Annotated in this window: 18 protein-coding genes; 12 read left to right on the forward strand and 6 right to left on the reverse strand. The window is 30.2% G+C overall.

Translation table 11 applies throughout. The annotated features are described in order from the left end of the window. Positions 1-157: 157 nt before the first annotated feature. Complete coding sequence (locus Q4Q40_RS01495; RefSeq protein WP_019386001.1) at positions 158-448, reverse strand: HU family DNA-binding protein; 291 nt, start codon at positions 446-448, stop codon at positions 158-160. 132 nt (positions 449-580) lie between these two features. On the opposite strand from Q4Q40_RS01495, the gene mutY reads away from it, so the two are divergent. The 4 genes from mutY to gldD all read left to right on the forward strand — a co-directional run bounded on the left by mutY (position 581) and on the right by gldD (position 4,262). Beyond that, a complete protein-coding gene (gene mutY / locus Q4Q40_RS01500; RefSeq protein WP_303299903.1) occupies positions 581-1,621 on the forward strand; it encodes an A/G-specific adenine glycosylase in 1,041 nt (346 codons plus the stop codon). A gap of 179 nt (positions 1,622-1,800) precedes the next feature. Next, on the forward strand, positions 1,801-2,274 hold the full coding sequence (locus Q4Q40_RS01505; RefSeq protein WP_303299904.1) for a single-stranded DNA-binding protein: 474 nt from the start codon (positions 1,801-1,803) through the stop codon (positions 2,272-2,274). Between the two features lie 26 nt (positions 2,275-2,300). Then, positions 2,301-3,605 (forward strand): gliding motility-associated protein GldE, encoded by a 1,305-nt coding sequence (locus Q4Q40_RS01510; protein WP_303299905.1) that lies wholly within the window; start codon positions 2,301-2,303, stop codon positions 3,603-3,605. Positions 3,606-3,653: 48 nt separating this feature from the next. After that, a complete protein-coding gene (gene gldD / locus Q4Q40_RS01515) occupies positions 3,654-4,262 on the forward strand; it encodes a gliding motility lipoprotein GldD (RefSeq protein WP_303299906.1) in 609 nt (202 codons plus the stop codon). 65 nt (positions 4,263-4,327) lie between these two features. Here gldD and Q4Q40_RS01520 read toward each other — a convergent pair whose 3' ends face one another. Continuing rightward, positions 4,328-4,726, reverse strand: a complete 399-nt coding sequence (locus Q4Q40_RS01520) for a heavy-metal-associated domain-containing protein (protein ID WP_303299907.1) — start codon at positions 4,724-4,726, stop codon at positions 4,328-4,330. A 93-nt stretch (positions 4,727-4,819) separates the two neighbouring features. Here Q4Q40_RS01520 and Q4Q40_RS01525 point away from each other — a divergent pair, with 93 nt between their 5' ends. The 8 genes from Q4Q40_RS01525 (at position 4,820) to Q4Q40_RS01560 (ending at position 14,129) form a co-directional block, all read left to right on the forward strand. Further along, positions 4,820-5,707, forward strand: coding sequence for a DMT family transporter (locus tag Q4Q40_RS01525; protein WP_303299908.1), 888 nt, complete (start codon positions 4,820-4,822; stop codon positions 5,705-5,707). Positions 5,708-5,807: 100 nt separating this feature from the next. Next, positions 5,808-6,257, forward strand: coding sequence for a DUF4199 domain-containing protein (locus tag Q4Q40_RS01530; protein WP_303299909.1), 450 nt, complete (start codon positions 5,808-5,810; stop codon positions 6,255-6,257). A 417-nt stretch (positions 6,258-6,674) separates the two neighbouring features. Then, positions 6,675-7,223, forward strand: a complete 549-nt coding sequence (rplU, locus tag Q4Q40_RS01535) for a 50S ribosomal protein L21 (RefSeq protein ID WP_303299910.1) — start codon at positions 6,675-6,677, stop codon at positions 7,221-7,223. 25 nt (positions 7,224-7,248) lie between these two features. After that, a complete protein-coding gene (gene rpmA / locus Q4Q40_RS01540; protein WP_109681945.1) occupies positions 7,249-7,509 on the forward strand; it encodes a 50S ribosomal protein L27 in 261 nt (86 codons plus the stop codon). 221 nt (positions 7,510-7,730) lie between these two features. Beyond that, positions 7,731-10,556 carry a TonB-dependent receptor gene (locus Q4Q40_RS01545; protein ID WP_303299911.1) on the forward strand — a complete coding sequence of 942 codons (2,826 nt, stop codon included), beginning with the start codon at positions 7,731-7,733 and terminating at the stop codon, positions 10,554-10,556. 3 nt (positions 10,557-10,559) lie between these two features. Then, complete coding sequence (locus Q4Q40_RS01550; protein WP_303299912.1) at positions 10,560-11,576, forward strand: phytase; 1,017 nt, start codon at positions 10,560-10,562, stop codon at positions 11,574-11,576. A 555-nt stretch (positions 11,577-12,131) separates the two neighbouring features. Continuing rightward, positions 12,132-12,392, forward strand: a complete 261-nt coding sequence (locus tag Q4Q40_RS01555) for a hypothetical protein (protein ID WP_303299913.1) — start codon at positions 12,132-12,134, stop codon at positions 12,390-12,392. 903 nt (positions 12,393-13,295) lie between these two features. Further along, positions 13,296-14,129 carry a type IV pili methyl-accepting chemotaxis transducer N-terminal domain-containing protein gene (locus Q4Q40_RS01560; protein ID WP_303299914.1) on the forward strand — a complete coding sequence of 278 codons (834 nt, stop codon included), beginning with the start codon at positions 13,296-13,298 and terminating at the stop codon, positions 14,127-14,129. Between the two features lie 114 nt (positions 14,130-14,243). Here Q4Q40_RS01560 and Q4Q40_RS01565 read toward each other — a convergent pair whose 3' ends face one another. The 4 genes from Q4Q40_RS01565 to Q4Q40_RS01580 all read right to left on the reverse strand — a co-directional run bounded on the left by Q4Q40_RS01565 (position 14,244) and on the right by Q4Q40_RS01580 (position 20,265). After that, complete coding sequence (locus Q4Q40_RS01565) at positions 14,244-15,770, reverse strand: S1C family serine protease (protein ID WP_303299915.1); 1,527 nt, start codon at positions 15,768-15,770, stop codon at positions 14,244-14,246. A 938-nt stretch (positions 15,771-16,708) separates the two neighbouring features. Next, a complete protein-coding gene (locus Q4Q40_RS01570; protein WP_303299916.1) occupies positions 16,709-17,533 on the reverse strand; it encodes a heparin lyase I family protein in 825 nt (274 codons plus the stop codon). A gap of 100 nt (positions 17,534-17,633) precedes the next feature. Next, positions 17,634-19,163 carry an alpha/beta hydrolase gene (locus Q4Q40_RS01575; protein ID WP_303299917.1) on the reverse strand — a complete coding sequence of 510 codons (1,530 nt, stop codon included), beginning with the start codon at positions 19,161-19,163 and terminating at the stop codon, positions 17,634-17,636. A gap of 358 nt (positions 19,164-19,521) precedes the next feature. Then, positions 19,522-20,265 (reverse strand): hypothetical protein, encoded by a 744-nt coding sequence (locus Q4Q40_RS01580; RefSeq protein ID WP_303299918.1) that lies wholly within the window; start codon positions 20,263-20,265, stop codon positions 19,522-19,524. Positions 20,266-20,369: the final 104 nt, after the last annotated feature.

The following is a 20,369-nucleotide window of genomic DNA, read 5'->3' on the forward strand; positions in this document are numbered from 1 at the left end:
TAGTTAATCTAACTACTTCTTTGATTTATTTTTTCTTCTTGTGACGATTAGCTCGCCTACGTTTTTTACGCTTATGCGTAGCGACCTTATGTCTTTTGCGTTTTTTACCACTTGGCATATATAGTGTCTTTTAAATTAATAATTTATTTTAATGCTTCTATTTAACGTCTACATTTGTTTTAACACCTTCAACAAAAACTTTTGCAGGTTTAAATGCAGGAATATTATGAGCTGGTATTTTTATGGTAGTGTTTTTAGAAATGTTTCTACCAGTTTTTTCGGCTCTTGTTTTAATAATGAAGCTACCAAAGCCTCTTAAATAAACATTGTCACCACTTTCTAATGAAGTTTTTACTTCTTCCATAAATGTTTCAACAGTTGCTTGAACATCACCTTTTTCAATTCCTAATTTTTCGGAAATTTTTGCTACTAAATCGGCCTTCGTCATTTTTATTTTTTTTTAGGTTATATAAATTTAGAGGGTTGCAAATATAGGAATTTAATATTCAATATTTCAAACCTAATTCATTAAAATTTAAGATTATAAACGTTTATTTTTGTACGCAGTTTATATTCGATAATGGTATTTTCAAAAATTTTAATTCGCTGGTATTCAAATAATAAGAGGCTACTTCCTTGGAGAGAAACTAAAGCTCCTTATCATATATGGTTGTCTGAAATTATTTTACAACAAACACAAGTTAAACAGGGACGTCCTTATTATATGTCATTTATAGAGAAATTTCCTTCTGTTTTTGATCTTGCCAAGGCAGATGAAAGTGATGTTCTAAAATTATGGCAAGGATTGGGTTATTACTCGCGAGCCAGGAATTTACATGCTACTGCTAAACATATTGTTAATGAATTAAAAGGAGAGTTTCCTAGTAATTATAAAGATTTATTAAAACTAAAAGGGGTAGGTGATTATACGGCAAGTGCTATAGCTTCTATTTGTTTTAATGAGGTTACAGCAGTTGTTGATGGCAATGTATATAGAGTATTATCAAGATATTTTGGAATAGATACTCCTATTAACTCATCAAAAGGAGCAAAAGAATTTAAAGCACTAGCTCAAGAATTAATTGATAAAAAGAACCCAGCAGAGTTTAACCAAGCCATTATGGAATTTGGAGCAATACATTGTACGCCTCAAAATCCAGATTGTAATATGTGTCCTTTTAATAAAGGATGTATCGCTTTCAATAAAAAAAGAATAAATGAATTGCCAGTTAAAATTAAATCCGCGAAAGCGAAAAAAAAATATTTCAACTTTTTAGTATTTATTTCTGATGATGGAAAAACTGTTTTAGAAAAACGAGAAGGAAAAGGTATTTGGCAAAACCTATATCAATTTCCTTTAATTGAGACCAATACAAATGTTGATGTAAAAACTTTAAAAACGCTTATTAAAGAACATCATTTAATAAATGGGTTGCCGTTTGAATTATCTCTATATAATAAAGATGTTATTGTACATAAATTATCCCATCAACATTTATACACTAAATTTTGGGTTTTAAATGTAAATAGTCTTTTAATTAAAGGAATCCCAACTAACGAGATACACAAATATGCCGTGCCAATTCTGATAGGGAATTTTATTGAAGCCTTTAATTTTTAAAAACATTTCTTTAAATATTCAACGTTTGAGTTTCAATTGAAATGATCGTTTCCTTAGAAATAATCTCTAACAATGCTTTATTTTTGATTAGTTTATATACAGCAATCATATTTTTTTACTAATTTTAAAAAAATGCAGCGCAATATTGTAATTTTGCATTCTAACAATAAGCGATAATTATGTCAGGAACATTAAACAAAGTCATGTTAATTGGTCATTTGGGAGATGAGATAAAAATGCATTATTTTGAAGGTGGGGGTTGTATTGGTCGGTTTCCTTTAGCAACAAACGAAACTTATACAAATAAGCAGACGAATGAGCGTGTTACGAATACGGAATGGCATAACATTGTTGTTAGAAATAAAGGAGCCGAGATTTGTGAAAAGTATTTAAGTAAAGGAGATAAGGTTTATATAGAAGGTAGATTGAAAACCAGAAAATGGCAAGATGATACTGGTAATGAAAGATATTCTACCGAAATTCAATGTAACGATTTTACATTCCTTTCAACCAAAAAAGAGAGTGAGAATAATGCAGCTGCTAATAAACCCATAGCTCCAAACCCCGTTGCTAACAAGCCATCAAGTAGTGATGAGTCTATTGCAGGTAGTGGTGAGTCTATTGCAGAAAAAAATGACGATCTTCCATTTTAATTTAAGTTAAACTAAAAAGAGCGTATTTGGATCCTGACCCCTCGAGTTTTAAATCTTTATTAATTTCAATTGATTTTTCAGTTGTTACAGGTCTTGTATTACTGTTTTTGCTCTTAGTTTGTTCGGGGCTTATCTCTGGGGCAGAAGTAGCTTTATTTTCCCTTAACAGAAAAGATATAGACGATGGTTTAGAAGAGAAATCTAAACGCATTGAAATCATCTCAAAATTATTAAAGCATCCCAAAAAGCTATTAGCCACTATATTGGTAGCCAATAATTTTATAAACATAGCCGTCGTTATTTTGTTTGCTTTTTTAGGAGATTTTATGTTTGGAAACATTACTAATCCGCAAATTAAATTTATTGTTGAGGTTCTTGTAATTACATTCTTGATCTTGTTGTTTGGTGAAATTTTACCTAAAATATATGCTAGTAGAAATAATTTGAAGTTTGCTTCTTTTATGGCATACCCGTTACGTGTTTTAGATGTTTTTTTATCGCCAGTAAGTTTGCCAATGCGAAGTGTAACATTGGCTATTCATAATAAATTAGGAAAACAAAAATCTAATTTAAGTGTCGATCAACTTTCCCAAGCTTTAGAATTAACAAGCGAAGAAGATACGACCAAAGAAGAACATAAAATATTGAAAGGTATCGTATCGTTTGGAAATACAGATACGAAACAGGTTATGCGTCCTCGAATTGATATTTTTGCCCTAAATATAGAGCAAAAGTATACAGAGATCATGCCCGAAATAATTTCTAATGGTTATTCTAGAATCCCTGTTTATGAAGATAATATAGATACCATTAAAGGGATTCTTTATGTTAAGGATTTATTACCACATATCGATAGAGAACAGTTTGATTGGGCAAGCTTAATACGTAAGCCTTTCTTTGTGCCAGAAAATAAAAAGTTAGATGATTTAATGGCAGAGTTTCAAGAGAAAAAAGTGCATTTGGCTATGGTTGTAGATGAGTATGGAGGCACGTCTGGTTTAGTTTCTTTAGAAGATATTATTGAAGAAATTGTGGGTGATATAAGTGATGAGTTTGATGATGAAGACTTAATATATTCTAAATTAGATGATACTAATTTTGTTTTTGAAGGTAAAACAGCTTTAAAAGATTTTTATAAAATTATTAGAGTTGAAGATGAGACTATTTTTGAAGAGAATAAAGGGGAAGCAGAATCCATTGCAGGATTTGTGTTAGAAATATCTGGAAGTTTTCCGAAATTAAACAGTAAAATAAATTTTAAAAATTACGTTTTCACTATAGAAGCTTTAGATAGGAAGAGAATAAAACTTGTAAAATTTACGATTACCTAAATTGCTTGATACAAAGACTAAATATAGTTACTGCTAACTAAATATTATATGATTTTAAAGCCGACTTTCAATTTTTTATTAAAAAGTTTCTTAATAACTGGTGTTTTGATTTTTGTGTCTTGTGGAGAAGATTATGTTCCAAAACCAAAGGCTTATTTAAGATTAGAGTATCCTAAATCCAGATATGTTGAAGCTGAGGTAGATGTTCCTTTTTTATTTGAAACGAATTTATTAGCAACCAAGTTAAGTTATAGTAAAATAAATGCTACCACAGAGAGTTATGGTATAAATATAGAATATCCAAGTTTAAAAGGCACCATTTTTTTAACTTACAAAGCAGTTGAAGGGAATAGAAAAAATTTAATTAATTTTTTAAGAGATGCAGAAAAGTTAACAGAAAATCATATGATTAAAGCTGATGAGATTCCTCCTGCAAGTATTTACGAAAATGAAATAGGAAAAGTATATGGTATGTTTTCTGAAGTTAAAGGAAATGTAGCATCTCCAGCTCAATTTTATGTAACTGATAGTATAAACCACTTTTTAACAGGTTCTTTGTATTTTTATGCGAAACCTAATTACGATTCCATTTTGCCTGCAGCCAACTATTTACAAAAAGATATTAAGCATATTATGGAAACCATAGAGTGGAAATAAAAAAGCTTCCAGATTTTAAAAAACTAGAAGCTTAATTGTTGTAAATACTTTTTGCAAGAAGTTTTTTATTGTACAGCAGTTTTTTCTGAAAATGCATCAACCGTTTTCATGTCACTTACTTTATAAATATCGGCAACTTTAACAACTGTTTCTTCTAATAGCACAGGAGTTACCTTAGCTTCGTTATATTCAACCATAGCTAATTTTCTATCAAAATCTACAGTAGCAGATTTTACACCTTCCATTTTAGATATTTTCTTTTCTATCGATTTAGCACATCCAATAGCACATGTCATACCATCAATGGTGAATTCTGCTTTAGCATAAGTAGCATTTGGATCTAATTTTTTAGAAACCTCTGTAGCTACCTCTACCGTTTTAATTTCAGGTTTAGTTTCATTCTTGCAACTAACAGTAATCAATAGTACCATTACAATTGCTATAATATTTTTTAATGCGTTCATTATTTATAAGTATTAAGTTGTTTACAAAACTACTAAATAAAGCTGTTTATTGTATTAAAAAATAAAATTTTGTGATTTCTAAGACTGGTTTAAATGAACAATATTAATCCAAAATGGATGTATCTTTTTGTGCTCTCTATAGTTTGGGGAAGCTCGTTTATTTTAATTAAAAAAGCATTGTTAGGATTAACGCCCTATGAATTGGGGGCATTAAGAATAATTATTACAGGGCTTTTCCTATTTATAATGGGGTATAAAACGATTAAAACGATTAAAATATCCGATTGGAAATGGATTATAATCTCTGGCTTTTTAGGGTCTTTTATTCCTGCTTTTTTCTTTGCTATTGCAGAGACAGAAATTGATAGTGCTGTAGTTTCTATTATAAACTCATTAGTCCCTTTAAATACGATGTTGTTTGGTTTCGCTATTTTTAAAATAGCGTCAACAAAACGCCAAGTATTAGGTGTTATGATTGGTTTTATAGGTACCGCTATATTAATCTTGAAAGGCTCACATTTAAATCCGAATCAAAATTATCTGTATGCTATTTTTGTGATTTTATCGACCTTTATGTATGCCCTTAATGTTAATATTATTAAGAAATATTTGCAGCATGTAAAACCATTAACTATTGCTACTGGTAATTTTGTAGCCATAATTATTCCTGCCATAATTGTTTTATTATTTACAGATTTCTTTTCGGTAAAAACATTTGAGAATCCAGAATTTAAAATGGCTATAGTTTATATTACTATACTGTCGTTTTTTGGTACAGCTATGGCAAAAATATTATTTAACAAACTCGTACAGATATCAACACCAGTATTCGCTTCTTCGGTAACTTTTGTTATACCTATTGTAGCTTTAATTTGGGGCTTTTTAGATGGTGAAACATTTAGTCCTCTTCAAGGACTTGCTAGTATTATTATTTTACTAGGTGTTTATTTATCTCATAAAAAGCAATCGAAAATTAGTTAATGAGCTCAAAAACAGTATGTTTATGTAAAAAAAATAGTCTCAAAATTATTTTAATCCATAAATTTTCCCGAAATTTAAATACATGTAAATTTGCAAGAAGATGAAAAAAACATCACTCTCTATTCGCTTTGGACTCTTTACAAGCGCTATGTTAATAATATATTTTTTAATCTTATCAATATTCAATAAGCATACTAATCCTGCATTTAGTTTTTTTAATGCTGTTATTACTGCTTTTGGAGTTTGTGAAGCAGTACGTTTGAAAAAACTTGAGAACCCAGAAGTTTTTACTTATGGAGAAGGATTTAAAACAGGCATTATTACGGGCTTTATAGCTACATTAGTGTTTACTGTTTTTTTCTTGTTTTATGTCACAGAGATAAACCTTGACTTTTTACCAGAATTACTAAAAACTATTAAAGGTGGTTTTAATGTAGATATTGGTATGCTGACTTTTGTGGTTGCTGTTATGGGCTTAGCAACAACTGTGGTTTCTGTACTTACAGTTATGCAGTTTTTCAAAAAAGCCAGCAATATGCTTCAAAATTAATAGTATTTGCTGTTTTAATGCCTTAATACGTAAGACGCAGCTGCGGGTAATTCTTTAATAAATCCGTTAATTTCTTTCATTTTAATTCTGAATTGATTTTTAATTTTTCTCATAATAATAGCAATTAATTTTGCTTATAAAACGGGCTTACAACAAAAAAACCTCTTGCTTTTTAAGAAATCTTACTTTGTTTTATTGGTTTCAACTGTAGTTAAAAGGGTGTTTTTTAGTGTATTTCGCTTTCAGCTTCTAAAAATTTTGAAAATGAATTTCACGAATTCAGTTTTCCCATGTTTATTCTTTTTAAAAATTAAGAGGAAATAATCATTCAAAATCAATAAAACGTTTGTAGTTTAATTAATTACCAGTATATTTGCACTCATTTTTGAATAAATTAATTAATAAAAACGTTACGCTATGTACGCAATTGTAGAGATAGCAGGGCATCAATTTAAAGTTGAAAAAGACCAAAGAGTCTTTGTTAACCGTTTACAAACAGAAGAAGGTAAGAAAGTTTCTTTCGATAATGTTCTTTTAGTTGCAGATGGTGACAAGGTTACTGTAGGCGCCCCCGCTATAGACGGAGCTCAAGTAGGAGCAAAAGTCTTAAAGCACCTTAAAGGTGATAAAGTTATAGTTTTTAAGAAAAAAAGACGAAAAGGTTACCGTGTTAAAAATGGTCACCGTCAGTCTTTAACAGAAATTGTAATAGAAAGCATAGCTGCTTCGGGAGCTAAGAAAGCTGCCAAAGTTGAAAACAAGGAAGCTAAGAAAGCTGCTCCAGCAAAAGCAACTAAAAAAGCAGAACCAAAAGCAGAGGTTGCTGCACCTAAAGCAAAAAAAGTTGAGGCTACTCAAGATTTAAGCAAACTTACTGTTGCTGAATTAAAAGATATGGCTAAAGCTAAAGGAGTTGAAGGAATTTCTTCTATGAAGAAAGCCGATTTAATTGCTGCTTTAAGTTAATTTTAAAAACTAAAATCGAAATAAAATGGCACATAAAAAAGGAGTCGGAAGTTCGAAAAACGGTAGAGAATCAGAATCGAAACGCTTAGGTGTAAAGATATTTGGTGGTCAAGCTGCAATAGCTGGAAACATTATCGTTAGACAAAGAGGTAATACACATCACCCAGGTGAGAATGTTTACTCTTCAAAAGATCACACATTACACGCTAGAGTTGATGGTCTTGTAAAATTTACTAAGAAAAAAGATAACAAATCTTATGTTTCTATTGAGCCTTTTGAGGCTTAGGAAATAATTTTCTTTTACAAAGTATTTAAAAACCCTTTCTGGAAACAGGAAGGGTTTTTTTGTAGTCTTTTAATTATAATATATCTAAAAGTTATTTTTAATGTTACATAATCGTAAAGACACGATTTTTTCTAAGTATAGATAACAATTAGATAAAAAACACTTAAAATTCTTCACTCATCAATTTTGTTATTTCGTTCAAAATTCAACTAGCAAAAATTATGAGAAAAAATTACGTATTACTATTATTTATTACATTATCTCTTTCCTTTTTTGGATTCTCTCAAAGCGGGCATATTCAAGGAAAAATTATTGATGAAAACGGCTTATCAATACCTTTTGGAAATGTATTAATCGAATCGTTAAATAAAGGAACTACATCAGATTTTGATGGTAGTTTTTTATTGGTAAATGTTCCTTCTGGGAACCAAACAATAAAAATTACATATTTAGGCTATGCCGATGTGGAAAAAGAAGTTACTGTTGAAGAAGGCGCAACAGTTAAAGTTATTATTAGAATATCGCCTACAGCTTTAGAGCTAGATGGTGTTTTAATAACAAGTTATAATAGCGGTCAGGCAAAAGCACTTAACTCACAAAAAAATAAACAGAATATTACCAATGTTGTTTCAACAGATCAAATAGGGAAGTTTCCCGATGTTAATATTGGAGATGCGGTAAAGCGTATTCCTGGAATTACTATGCAGGTAGATCAAGGTGAAGCTCGTAATATTATTATTAGAGGTTTAGCTCCTCAACTAAATTCGGTAACGTTAAACGGGAGTAGAATTCCTTCCGCCGAAGGTGATAATAGAAATGTCCAAATGGATTTAATTCCATCAGATATGATTCAGCTTATAGAAGTAAATAAAGCTGTGACTCCAGATATGGATGCCGATGCTTTAGGTGGCTCTGTAAATTTAGTAACTAGAACTTCTCCAAACGGATTTAGGCTTGCTGCAACAGTAGGCTCTGGAATTAATTTTATTACTGATAAAAGAATTCTTAATGGGTCGTTTTTAGTAGGGGATAGATCTAAAGATAATAAATTTGGATGGATGCTTTCTACGACTATTAATGATAGCGATTTTGGATCGGATAACGTAGAGGCAGAATGGGTAAATGAAGCAGAAAGTCCTGTTTCTGGAGACGATATTTCCGTAAATCCTTTTGTAGAAGAATCTGATATTAGAACTTATTTAGTACAGCGTATTAGAAGAAGTTTTTCTGCAAATTTAGACTATGCCTTCGATGTTAATAATACCATTTATTTAAAATCAATGTATAACTGGAGAGATGATAGAGAAAATCGCTTTAGACTTAGTTATGGAAGCATTGAGCCAATATTTAATAGCGGTACAGAAACTATTATAGGATACCAAGGTGAAATAGGAAGACAAACAAAAGGAGGAATTGATAATAATAGAAATAAAAATACGCGTTTAGAAGACCAGCGTATGGAAAACTACAGTTTAGGTGGCGATCATCTTTTTGGAAAGTTAGAGTTTGATTGGATGGCGTCTTACGCAAGTGCCTCTGAAGAACGATTAAATGAACGTTATATTGAATATGAATTAAAAGAAAATAATGAAGGCGACCCTATTCCTTTTAATACCGATTTTTCAAATGAAAAGTTCCCGTTAATTACACCATTGAATAGTAGCGATGTTGCTTTAAGTAATTTTAGTTTAAAAGAAATTACAGAAGAGAACCAATTTACAGAAGAAAAAGATTTTAACTTTTTTGCTAATTTTAAATTGCAAGTAGACTTTTTTAATAAAGGAAATGGATTTGTGAAATTTGGAGGGCGTATAAAAGTGAAAGATAAAGAACGCATTAATAGTTTCTTAGAGTTTGAATCTACGGATAGTAGTTTCGACGACTTAAGTGCTATACCATTAGTAGACCAAACAGATACTAACTTTTTAGCAGGAAGAAAATACGCAGCAGGGATGTTTGTAGATCCTGCTTTTTTAGGAAAATTAGACCTAAATAATATATTGTTATTCGATGTTTCTGATGTACCTAGTGAATACGTTAGAGCAAATTATGAAGTAAGAGAAGATGTTTATGCAGGTTATGCAATGGCAAATCAGAAATTGTCTGATAAATTGGATGTATTAGTTGGTGTAAGAGTAGAACATACTAAAACGGAAGCAACTGGTAACCAAATTGAAGATGAAGAAAATGTTCTGGGGAAAATAACTGAAGACAAAAATTATGTGCATGTTTTGCCTGGGATTCATTTTAAGTATCATGTTAATGATAATACCGTATTACGTTTTGCCTGGACAAATACATTAGCAAGACCCAATTATCAAGATGTGGTGCCTAGTGTAGATCTTGTTGCAGATGATAAAGAAATATTCTTAGGGAATCCCGAATTAAGTGCGACGACATCTATGAATTTTGATTTGATGGCAGAATATTATTTTAGTAATGTAGGTATTGTTTCTGGAGGGGTATTTCAAAAAAGTATTAAAGATTTTATATATACATTCCAATTTGAAGATACTGCTACAGGTTTTGATACATTCCAACCACAAAATGGAGAAGGTGCTAATATTTTTGGAGCAGAAATAGGATTTCAACGTCAATTAGATTTCTTACCAGGGTTTGCGAAAAACTTTAGTTTCATGTTAAATTACACATATTTAACATCCAATACAGACGGGATTAGGAACTCTGATGGAGAAGAAAGAGATGATGTTGATTTACCAGGTACGGCACCGAATATGTTTAATGGCTCTTTAGCATATTCTAGTAAAAATTTCAATTTGCGTTTATCTGCAAATTACTCTGATGCTTATATAGATGAAATTGGAGGAAGTGCTTTTGAAGATAGATATTATGATGAGCAATTTTTGTTAGATTTTAATGCATCCTATGCTATAAATAACGAATTAACATGCTATTTCGATTTAAACAACATTACCGATCAGCCTTTACGTTATTTCCAAGGAATTAAAAATAGAACTATGCAAGTTGAATATTATGGAAGACGTATTACGTTTGGTTTAAAATATGACTTATTTAAAACAAAATAAAAAATGAAAAATCTTAAAATAAACATCATTTTTATTTGCTTTGTTGCTTTAATGGCATGCACTGCAAAATTACCTATAATTGCAGCCCATGTTGTTACAGAAACAACTTTACACGATACAGATGATCCTGCGATATGGGTTAATCCCAAAGATGCTTCAAAAAGTATCGTTTTTGGTACCGATAAAAATACAGAGGGAGCTATTTATGCCTTTGATCTAGAAGGTAAAATTATTGAAAACAAAACTATTAGGGGTTTAAAACGACCTAATAATGTCGACTTAGAATATGGTTTTCAGCTTAATGATTCTACTAAAGTTGATGTTATTGCATTTACCGAAAGAGAGCGTCAGCAAATACGTTTATTTTCTGTTCCAGATATGAAAGCATTAGACAATGGCGGTTTTCCTGTTTTTATAGATGCAAAAGAACCTGAAACAAATTTACCAATGGGGATAGCACTTTATAAATCACCAAAAACAAATAAATTATACGCTATTGTAGGTAGAAAAACAGGACCAAAACAGGGCTATTTATATCAATATCATTTAACTTCAGATAGTTTAGGTGTCCATTCTAGATTGGTTAGGAAGTTTGGAGAATTTAGTGGTAAAAAAGAAATAGAAGCGATTGCAATTGATGACGAAGCAGGCATTGTGTATTATTCTGATGAGAAGCATTGTATTCGCAAATATTATGCAGAACCAATAAAAGGAAATGAAGAGATTTCCTGTTTTGGTAGCGCGTATTTTAAAGAAGATATTGAAGGTATTGCTATTGCTAAATATCAAGATAAAGGATTTTTAATTGTATCAAACCAACAAGTGCATACATTTAATGTTTTCGATTTAAAAACAAATGCATTTATTAAAGAAATTAATTTAGGAACTATAGAAACAGATGGCTGTGAGGTTACAACCGCTGCATTGGGCGATAAATTCCCTAATGGATTATTTGTATCTATGAATGATAAAAAGAATTTCTTTTTTCACGATTTAAAAAAACTTAAACTATTAGAATAAACCAACCATTAGTTTAAAGATGAAGCCCTTTCTGGAAACAGGAAGGGTTTTTTATTGGTATGAACTGTAGTTTTAAATGGTGTTTGGTATGCGTTTCTAAGAAACGAAGCGTTTTGGTTTTTGGTAGGATTCCAAATATAAAATGTTTAAAAAAAAAGCATTTAAAGTAGTAACTAAAATTTCGTTAGGTAGTTTCCTCATTTTGGGTGCTTTTACTTTCCCTCTCGGATATAGCACAATAAGAATAAAATACTTCTCTTTACATTAAAACCTTTTTTTAGATTATTTGGGTTAGATCGCCTTAAAGACTTGCAAACCGCGTTTATTACTTTTAACGCATGGTCTAATTGTTAATTCACATTAACTTTAGAAGCTGTAGCGTTGCTTTTATCTTTAAAAGGAATGTTTTGCTCTATTTGAGATAAAGATCGTTTAGAATGGCTGTTTTTTTTGTTGAGCATTGTTTAAATAAATTATACAGAATAAGAATAAATCCTTAACTTGTAGGTGTTGCACTTGCAATATGTAAATTGTCTCACTTAAAATTATATGGTTATGCTACCTTTTAGATCTGAAATAAGAAACTCGCCGAGCCAGCAAACTATCAAAATTTTTTTGACGGATGCATCTTTAGATAACAAGATTAAAACACATTTAGAGCATTTTAACGAAATAGAACTTGTAGAAATCAGGCAAAGTATTGGACAGAACCGAGCGGATGAAAATATTACTGTTTTTTTAAAAGACGATGTAGATATTAATAAAATGAAAGCTTCTATCGATTCTAGTTTGTGGTGGTATTTTGAAGAGAAGTAATATGCCGTTAGTTTGTTTTTAGCTTTTTTCCTAAATAAACCGTTCAAATAAAAGAATGTGTTGCTTAGTTTAAAAACAAAGCATTGCCAGACTTAATATTTTTAGATATAACAGTTAAATGGTGGTTGTGGTTTTTATATTATTAACATCAAGCAAAAATTTTTATGACTCCTTATAATAAATATACTATAAGAGGTTTTAAATCCTATCCAATTTTTTAGACCAAACCGAAAGGAATATGCTTATTCGTCAGACTGCGCAAAAACCTATTTTGAATTAAAGCATATTCGGAGGGGTGTCTGAGAAAAAAATCAAATATGAGATTCTCAGAGCTATGAATATAGTTAATGCGCAGACTCCCGTTGGTAATTAATTAAGAAACTGTTTAAATTTTATCCCTTAGTTTATTTTGTGGTCTTAAGCCCGCATTCTACTCTGCAGCAAAATTTATTTAAATAGTGATGCTATTCGTATTTACTTTGCCTTGACTGAGAACTTAGTCCACCGAAACTAATTCCCAAAACAAACTTAAACAGTCTCTAAGTTTTTGGATTATTAATTTTATTTTTCACCTGTGGTGTAAATTTCGCGAATTAAGTTAATGACTTCATTAACAGTGTTTTGTTTATTTATTAAGTATTAGTACTTAATTCTATGTTAAAAAAAATATTGAATTAATCACTTTTATGCATTTATAAATTTTGGAACCTTAAATTAATTTTTTGATAAATAGCATCTGCCAAAGTTGTTAATATACTATAATTTGTAAAGATTAGCTTAACTCTATTAGTGCTTTTTGTCTGGTTTTTAGTTACGGCTAATCCAGGCGGTTGTTTTTTGTGAGAAAAATAAGTATTTTTACGTAGTTTCAATTTACAATACTTAACTCCAAATCTTAAAAACATGAAGTCTAAAATTACGATTACCCTTTTTATGATTATACTATTGACGATTAATAATGCAACGGCACAAACTCAAAATTTTGGTTCGATTAATTATAATAAAGCCATTAATATTTCAGGTAAGCAAAGGATGCTATCTCAAAAAATGTCGAAAGCATATTTATTAATATCAAAAGGTGTTAACAATGAAAAAATTAAAAAAGAACTTAATTCAAGCAAATTTATTTTTGACAAGCAATTAGAGATTTTAAATGAAAATGCCAAAAGTTCATCTACAAAATTGTACATAAAAAAAGTATATGGTTTTTGGAATGAATTTAAACGCATAATAAATAAAACAGCAAGTCTTGATAATTCTTTGCGTATTATGCAATTAAATACAGAACTCTTAGATGCTTGCCATAAAGTAGTGCAGAGTATAGAAGCGACTTCTAATTACGATAATAAGTTTTTTGAAAATAATGATCAGGAATTAATTAAAACAATTAATGTTTCTGGAAAGCAGAGAATGCTGTCTCAAAGGTTATGCTTATACTTTGCTGCTATAAAAATATTTCCAAAAAATAAAGCAGAATATCGACCTATACTAGATAGTGTTTTTGATGAGTTTTCCGATGTAATAGGTCGCTTATTAATAAGTACTTATAATGATACAGAAACTGAGGAAGAAATTGGTCTCGTTATGGCAGTTTGGGAGCAATATCAATCTAGTAAAAGAAAGTTTTTAGATGGCGATTTTGAGCTAATAGATGTTTATAATGTAACAAACGACCTAACAAAAAGCTTTAATAAAATAACAGGCTTGTATGAATTGCTATCGGAAGGTCAAAAATAAATTGACGTTTTTAAGATAAATTCAATGTGTAAAATATAATATAATTAAAAACCTCGTGTATTCACGAGGTTTTTAATTATATAGTATAAGAATAACTTCTTAAGTTCTGAGTATTTAATTAATAAATAATCCTTTACTTATTAATTCAGCAGGAATTGCAAACCCTAATCCTTCGATGCCAACACCAGATAATTTAGCGTTTATAACACCAATTAATCCCCCTTGTTTGTTAATCATCGGTCCGCCACTATTTCCTCCATTAACTCCAGCATCAGTTTGAATTAACTTAACACCTTCGTTTTCTCTGTCTCCAGAAATAATACCTTTATTTAAAGTTTGACCTAATTCAACTGTAGTAGGCGTACCAATAATAAAAATATCATCACCAGTTTTATAATTTTTTGTAGTAGGTAAAGCAAAATGACTTGAAAAAGTGGCATCTACTTTTAATAATGCTAGATCTAAGTTCTCACTCTGTCTTATTAATTTAGCTTTATACTCCTTATTATCTTTTGTAATAACAGTTATATCTTCCTTATAATTAGCTACAACATGGAAATTAGTTATGATGTAACCATCTGTACTTATTTTAAATCCACTTCCATGACCTTCGCCTACCTTTATTGTAACTGTACCATCTAATGCAGAGTCTACATCGTTAATCGCTTTTCCTTTAGAAAGGGTGATGTTAGGTAGTGTTTTTTGCGTTGCGACATTGTCTTTCTCTAAATGTTTTTTAACTTTTTCATTATTAATAAAAGTTAAGAAAGATGAAGCAACAGCATCTTCTACAGCTAAAAGTGATGTATTTTTTTTGTTGTAATCTATAGAAAACTGTCCAGATGTGGTTTTGTAGCTTTTAGTATAAACACTTTGTCCGTATACATCTTGAAAATCCCAAGAAATATTTACTTCTGCTTGTAAGAAGCTCATATAGCGTTTAGCAGCTCTTTGATAAACATATTGAATGTCTAACTCACTAATTTTAGCACTTAAGTATGCCGAATTTGTTTTGTTCTTAAAAATAGTCTTAGTAGAATCTGTGTACTTATATTTTAATAATATATCATTTAATGACGACGTGAATATAGAGTTGTCAAATTCAATCTTATCTACATTAGAGTCAATGTCTTTAAATTTTTTCGTATTATTCTTTTTAAGAGAACGGTGTCTGATTTTTCTAATTTTTAAAGCTTTTTCATCAAGATGAAACTCTGTATTTTTTACAAAAAGGTATTTTTGATCTTCAGTTTTGATTGCGATAGGAATTAACTTTTCTTCAGCTGTAACATCTTTTTTATAGTTATAACTTTTAGGACCAAAATCCATAAATGGAGGATAGAATAAAATTCCAAAAGGAACCCATGATAAGATGTGTAATGGTGATTTTAGGTTTTGATAGTGAACCACGTATTGATCTTTATATCCTTTTGTTTCAATTTTTAATTGCTTAACCTTACGGTCTCTTGATAATTTAGATTTTACGCTTCTTCCAGAACCTTGTTTTACACCATTTACATAAACTACAGATTCATCATTTTGGGTTTTTACATTAACATTTTTTTGAATTTTACCATTAAGGGTTGATGCACAACTATTCACCAGCACCATAATAGATAATAAAAATAAGATTTTTTTCATTTGAGTTAGAGGTTTAAATTTGTAAGAAGCAATATTAATAAAAAGAACTGTTTTTTTAGGCGATATTATATATTAGTTTACTTATTTACTTGGCAGACGCTCAAAAGCTATTTTGTAACTTGCTTCTTATTTCTAATTAAGTTAAATTCTGACTAATTCAATTCGGTAATTAACAAGAGAACCATGGAGCAAATACGCATATGTGCACCGTAACAAATCTGACAATTTTATTTTTGGAATGTATCTAAACCATGAAGAATTTGTTCCTAATCCTGCTGATGATAAAAAAACAACTAAATATGTAATATGGAAAGCTAAATTGTTTTAATAGAACAACAAGATAGAAGTAAGAATTCTGACCCAACTAGGTTGATTGAAGGATGGGATAATTATTTTTGGATGGAGCTAGAAAAATAATTTATAGCAAATACATTGCTTTTATAATATATAACCCCCTAATTAATACTGTTAATTAGGGGGTGTATTTTATTTCATAATAATGCTAATAGCCAATGTATGCTTAGTGTGGTAGTAAATGCAGTGCATTTCGAACCTGCACAAGTAAAAGCTTTAACCGATCTCTAGTTTGTTGGGATAAAAATAAGGAAAAAGCTTTTACGTAGCTGAAAACCAGTCCACATTTCGGCTCTCTAACGATTAGAGTTATGTATGTAAACACCTAGCCTCAGATTACCCAGCTAACCCATGACACATATCAAAATAAGCAGTAGTGTGAGTTGTATCAGATTACAAGAAGTTTTAACAAGTTGCTTATGTCAATTTTAAGATTTAGTTGTGTAAAACTATCTGGTTTTAGGATTTATTCATACAACATATAACATATTTATAAATATTTTTGTGCAAAAATAAAGAGTGAAACACGGAATAAAATCACAAACCAGCATTATAGAGTCCTTATAATTAAATCTTAATTCTATTTATTTTTCTATTATAGAGAAATCTGCAAAAAATAGATCTTCATCTCTTAGGTCTTTAGCTGTTTTTAGACTTCTATAAATCCCCCATTTTGGTCTTATAAATGAGGCTCCATTTTGCCATAATATCAAATTTTCACTTTTGAAATTTAAAATGTTTTTCTCTGTTTTTATATCTATAATATCAATTTTATAAGAACCTTTAGTATCATAAGTTACAGTTTCAGTAACTTTCACCCATTTTCCCCGAAACAAGTCAAGGTCTACTTTTTTAAGTATCACTCCTTTTTCAGGACCATTAGAATATCTGAGTTCTAATTGATCAGGGTTTCCTTTTCTTGGAGTAAGTGTTATAATAGGTTTTGATTTTGGTTGTTCATCTACTGATTTCAATTGATGAATATGTGTGAAGTTTTTAGATGGTTTGAAGTTTGTATCTAATTTAAATTTCCAAATATACTCTACCGTTTCTCCTTTAGTACCTTTCAAACTGTCGGGAGATGCTCTATAGGTTTTAATTTCGTTACGCTGTCTATCAAATTTTTTGCAACGATCATTATCCTCATTTAGATGAATAGAGAATTTAAAAACATATTTGTTTAATTCATTATCAAATATTTCTGTGATATGAGGATCTTTAGCATTAGAATGATTGTCGCAATCTCCTTTTTTTATTCCTGGAGACTCTAATGCTCTTCCACGGTCTGGATCCAATATGGAATTAATTAAGATTCCTGCTTTTCCCGACCCATCTGCCTCCAATATAGTTTGTGATTGAAGTACACTTCCTGAAAAAAGAATAAACAGTTTAATAATAGTTAATTTCATATAATTTAGGACTTATTTAGTTGTTTTTGTAATGTGGGGTAATGTGTTTGTGTATTAACTTAAATCTGATTCTTGAGAATCACATTGTTACCTGCTTGCTTTAATCCTTCAGTTGTTTCAATCTGTCAATTGCATTTTGATTTTCTGGATTTAGTTTCAAAGACTTTTTGTAATTCAAAATAGCGTTTTGGTAATCCTTATTGTAAAAATATGCTTCAGCTAAACTGTCATATAAATTTGCTGATTTTGGATAAAGATGTAAAGCCAACAAAAAGACATTAACTCCTTGTTTTATCTTGTTTTTATTAAAAGACAATCGTAATCCTAAAGTGTTCAACATTCCTTCTTGAAGTTCAAGATTTGGGTATTCAGCAATAGTTCTTTTATATAAAAGGATTAAATCTTGATAGTCTTGTTTATATGCTAAATCATTGAAATCTTTATAGGAAAATTCCTTTTCAACAGCTTTTTTTGTTTGTTTTGAAATCAAACTTTCTGAAAAACCATTTTCAACAGATTTATTTTCAATGAAATCATTCGCCTTTTTTTTATTTTTTAGTGTTGCATTTAAAAACTGCAAAATATGAAGGCAAAGCAAATTGTAGGAAGCCATTATTTTTTCATCACTTTTATCTTGCCTTTTATCTCTGTTGGCAAACAAGACTCCAAACGAACTGAAATAGGAATGTGTGAGGTCGTGAAACCTATATCTGTAAACATTGCTATATTTTAAAGAGTCATATAATTGGAATTTATAATTTAATTCGGCAGGAATTTTATCGTTTCTCAAAACTTCTTTTGGAATCTCTTTTTGAGAGAAGTGGATGTAAGGAATTGTAAAGTTATCTAAATTAAAATATGGTGACTGTTCCAAAACAGGATAATTATACCTTTCTGCTCCATCCAAACTTACAATTGCATTTATATTCTTGTTTTTCATTACCGTGATAGCGTTCGATAATCCACCAAAACTAAATCCCATTAATGCCACTTTTTCCGTATCAATATTCTTGTAGTTGTAAATTTCTTTAAGAAGGAACTCAACATCTCTTGATTGCGTTTCCATATCTTTTGTGGTTGCTCCTTCTAACCAACGTGTGTCTGTTCCTTTTGAAGGGCTTGATATCACTACAAATCCGTTACTGGCTAAATATTCACATAATGCAAAATTCTCAATTGAAGAGGCTTGATAACTTGATGCATAAACTACGATTGGAAAATTTCCGCTTAACAATGTTGGATTAGAATAGGCATTTACTTTTTCAGAAAGATGAGCCTTGTTTTGTGCTGTGTTCGGTAAATAATGAAACCAATCCAATAAAAAATAGTTTGGCAAATCTTTCCATTCTTCTTCTTCTTTTAAAATCTCTAAATAATTTAAAACGGTTAGCTGTTCGGAATTATTATCTTCAATTGTCGCAGGATACCAAATACTAATTGGAACTGGCCTCTCGATAAGTTGGTTGTTAAACTCATTATGAATTCGGTAGGTTCTCGTGCTATCTTTGATTGTATAATGTTTGAAACCTACTTTGTATTTTCCAGCTTTAAGGTTTATATCTTTTATAGATGTCTGCCCATAAACTATTGTTGATAGTAAAATACTTGTAATGAATATATTTAACCGCATTATTTTTGAATTAGTGTCCATAATAAAGATGCCCTATTTTGATGATTGTTACAGGTCTAATGTTCGTTAAGGGACATGGTTTGCCAACGTCTAGTATAAGAAATGTAGCGGATTTACGCACAAACTTTTCGGTTTACTATTCGCCTTCAATTTACAGAACTCGCTTCGAATTAAGCACTTAAACCGCTATTTTTTTTATATACAGTGTGGCTGTTGCACAAGTCAAAAAATATTGCAAAACACTTGTTTCTTGCATTTAAACAAACATAACAGACTGGTTTTTAGCTATATTTTATTGATTGTTATTGAAAAAAACAAGGTTTATTCAAAATCATGAGTTGTGCAACGGTAACCGTTGTTACCTGCCGTATTTTTTCCATATTTTCTTGAATTTTTTTTCAGATGTCAGTAATAGTATAACTCCATTTATCGCTCTCGAACCATAAATACTTGCTGATTGTTCTTTTGTCAAATATTTAATGGTGTTAGTTTCTACTAGTAATAATTCTTTCAATAATTCCCTGTCTGCTAAAGGATATCCGTTGACAACAATTAAAGGCTCTGGATTATCATACCTGATTGTAACTTTAGCGTGTTGATTAGAATCAGATATTTTTATTTCTTTCGAGTTATTCTCTGTTTTTTCAGGATTGTAATTCAATACTTTAAAAACTAAAGAATCTACATATTTATAAAGCTTTTGTTCCGACAGTTTGTCAAAATTCATAAGTTTGAGTTCTGGCTCATCTTTTTTATTCAATTCAATAATTCGGAATTTGTTAGTTAGATTTCCATTTTGGTAATATTCAATGATTTGTCCGAAATCTCTTTTTCTTAATTTAATTTTTTCTTTTCCAACAATTCCACTTATTCGAGGTGGTTCAGTACAAATGTTTACTTCGTTTGTCGTAAATTCTCTTTTTTCAATCCACCATTTTGTTTGATAACAATTTTTGATATTTCTATAAAATTTAATTGTGTCGGTTTTAAAAAATATTTCGCTATTGGTTCTCCATATTCCATTCAATTCCTTTTTCTTAATTTGAGAGAAAGAGAAGTTGGTTAATAATAAAAAGCTTATTGTTAAAGCAGTAATTTTCATTTGTGGTTATATGGTAGGTAACGGTTGGTGTAAGGAAAGTACGAGTTTAAGAACGGCGATTTTCCGCAGGAAAATCGGAAGTTCGCAAACAAAGGACAGGCCTT

The sequence above is a fragment of the Flavivirga jejuensis genome (genome assembly GCF_030540765.1).
GTDB lineage: Bacteria > Bacteroidota > Bacteroidia > Flavobacteriales > Flavobacteriaceae > Flavivirga > Flavivirga jejuensis.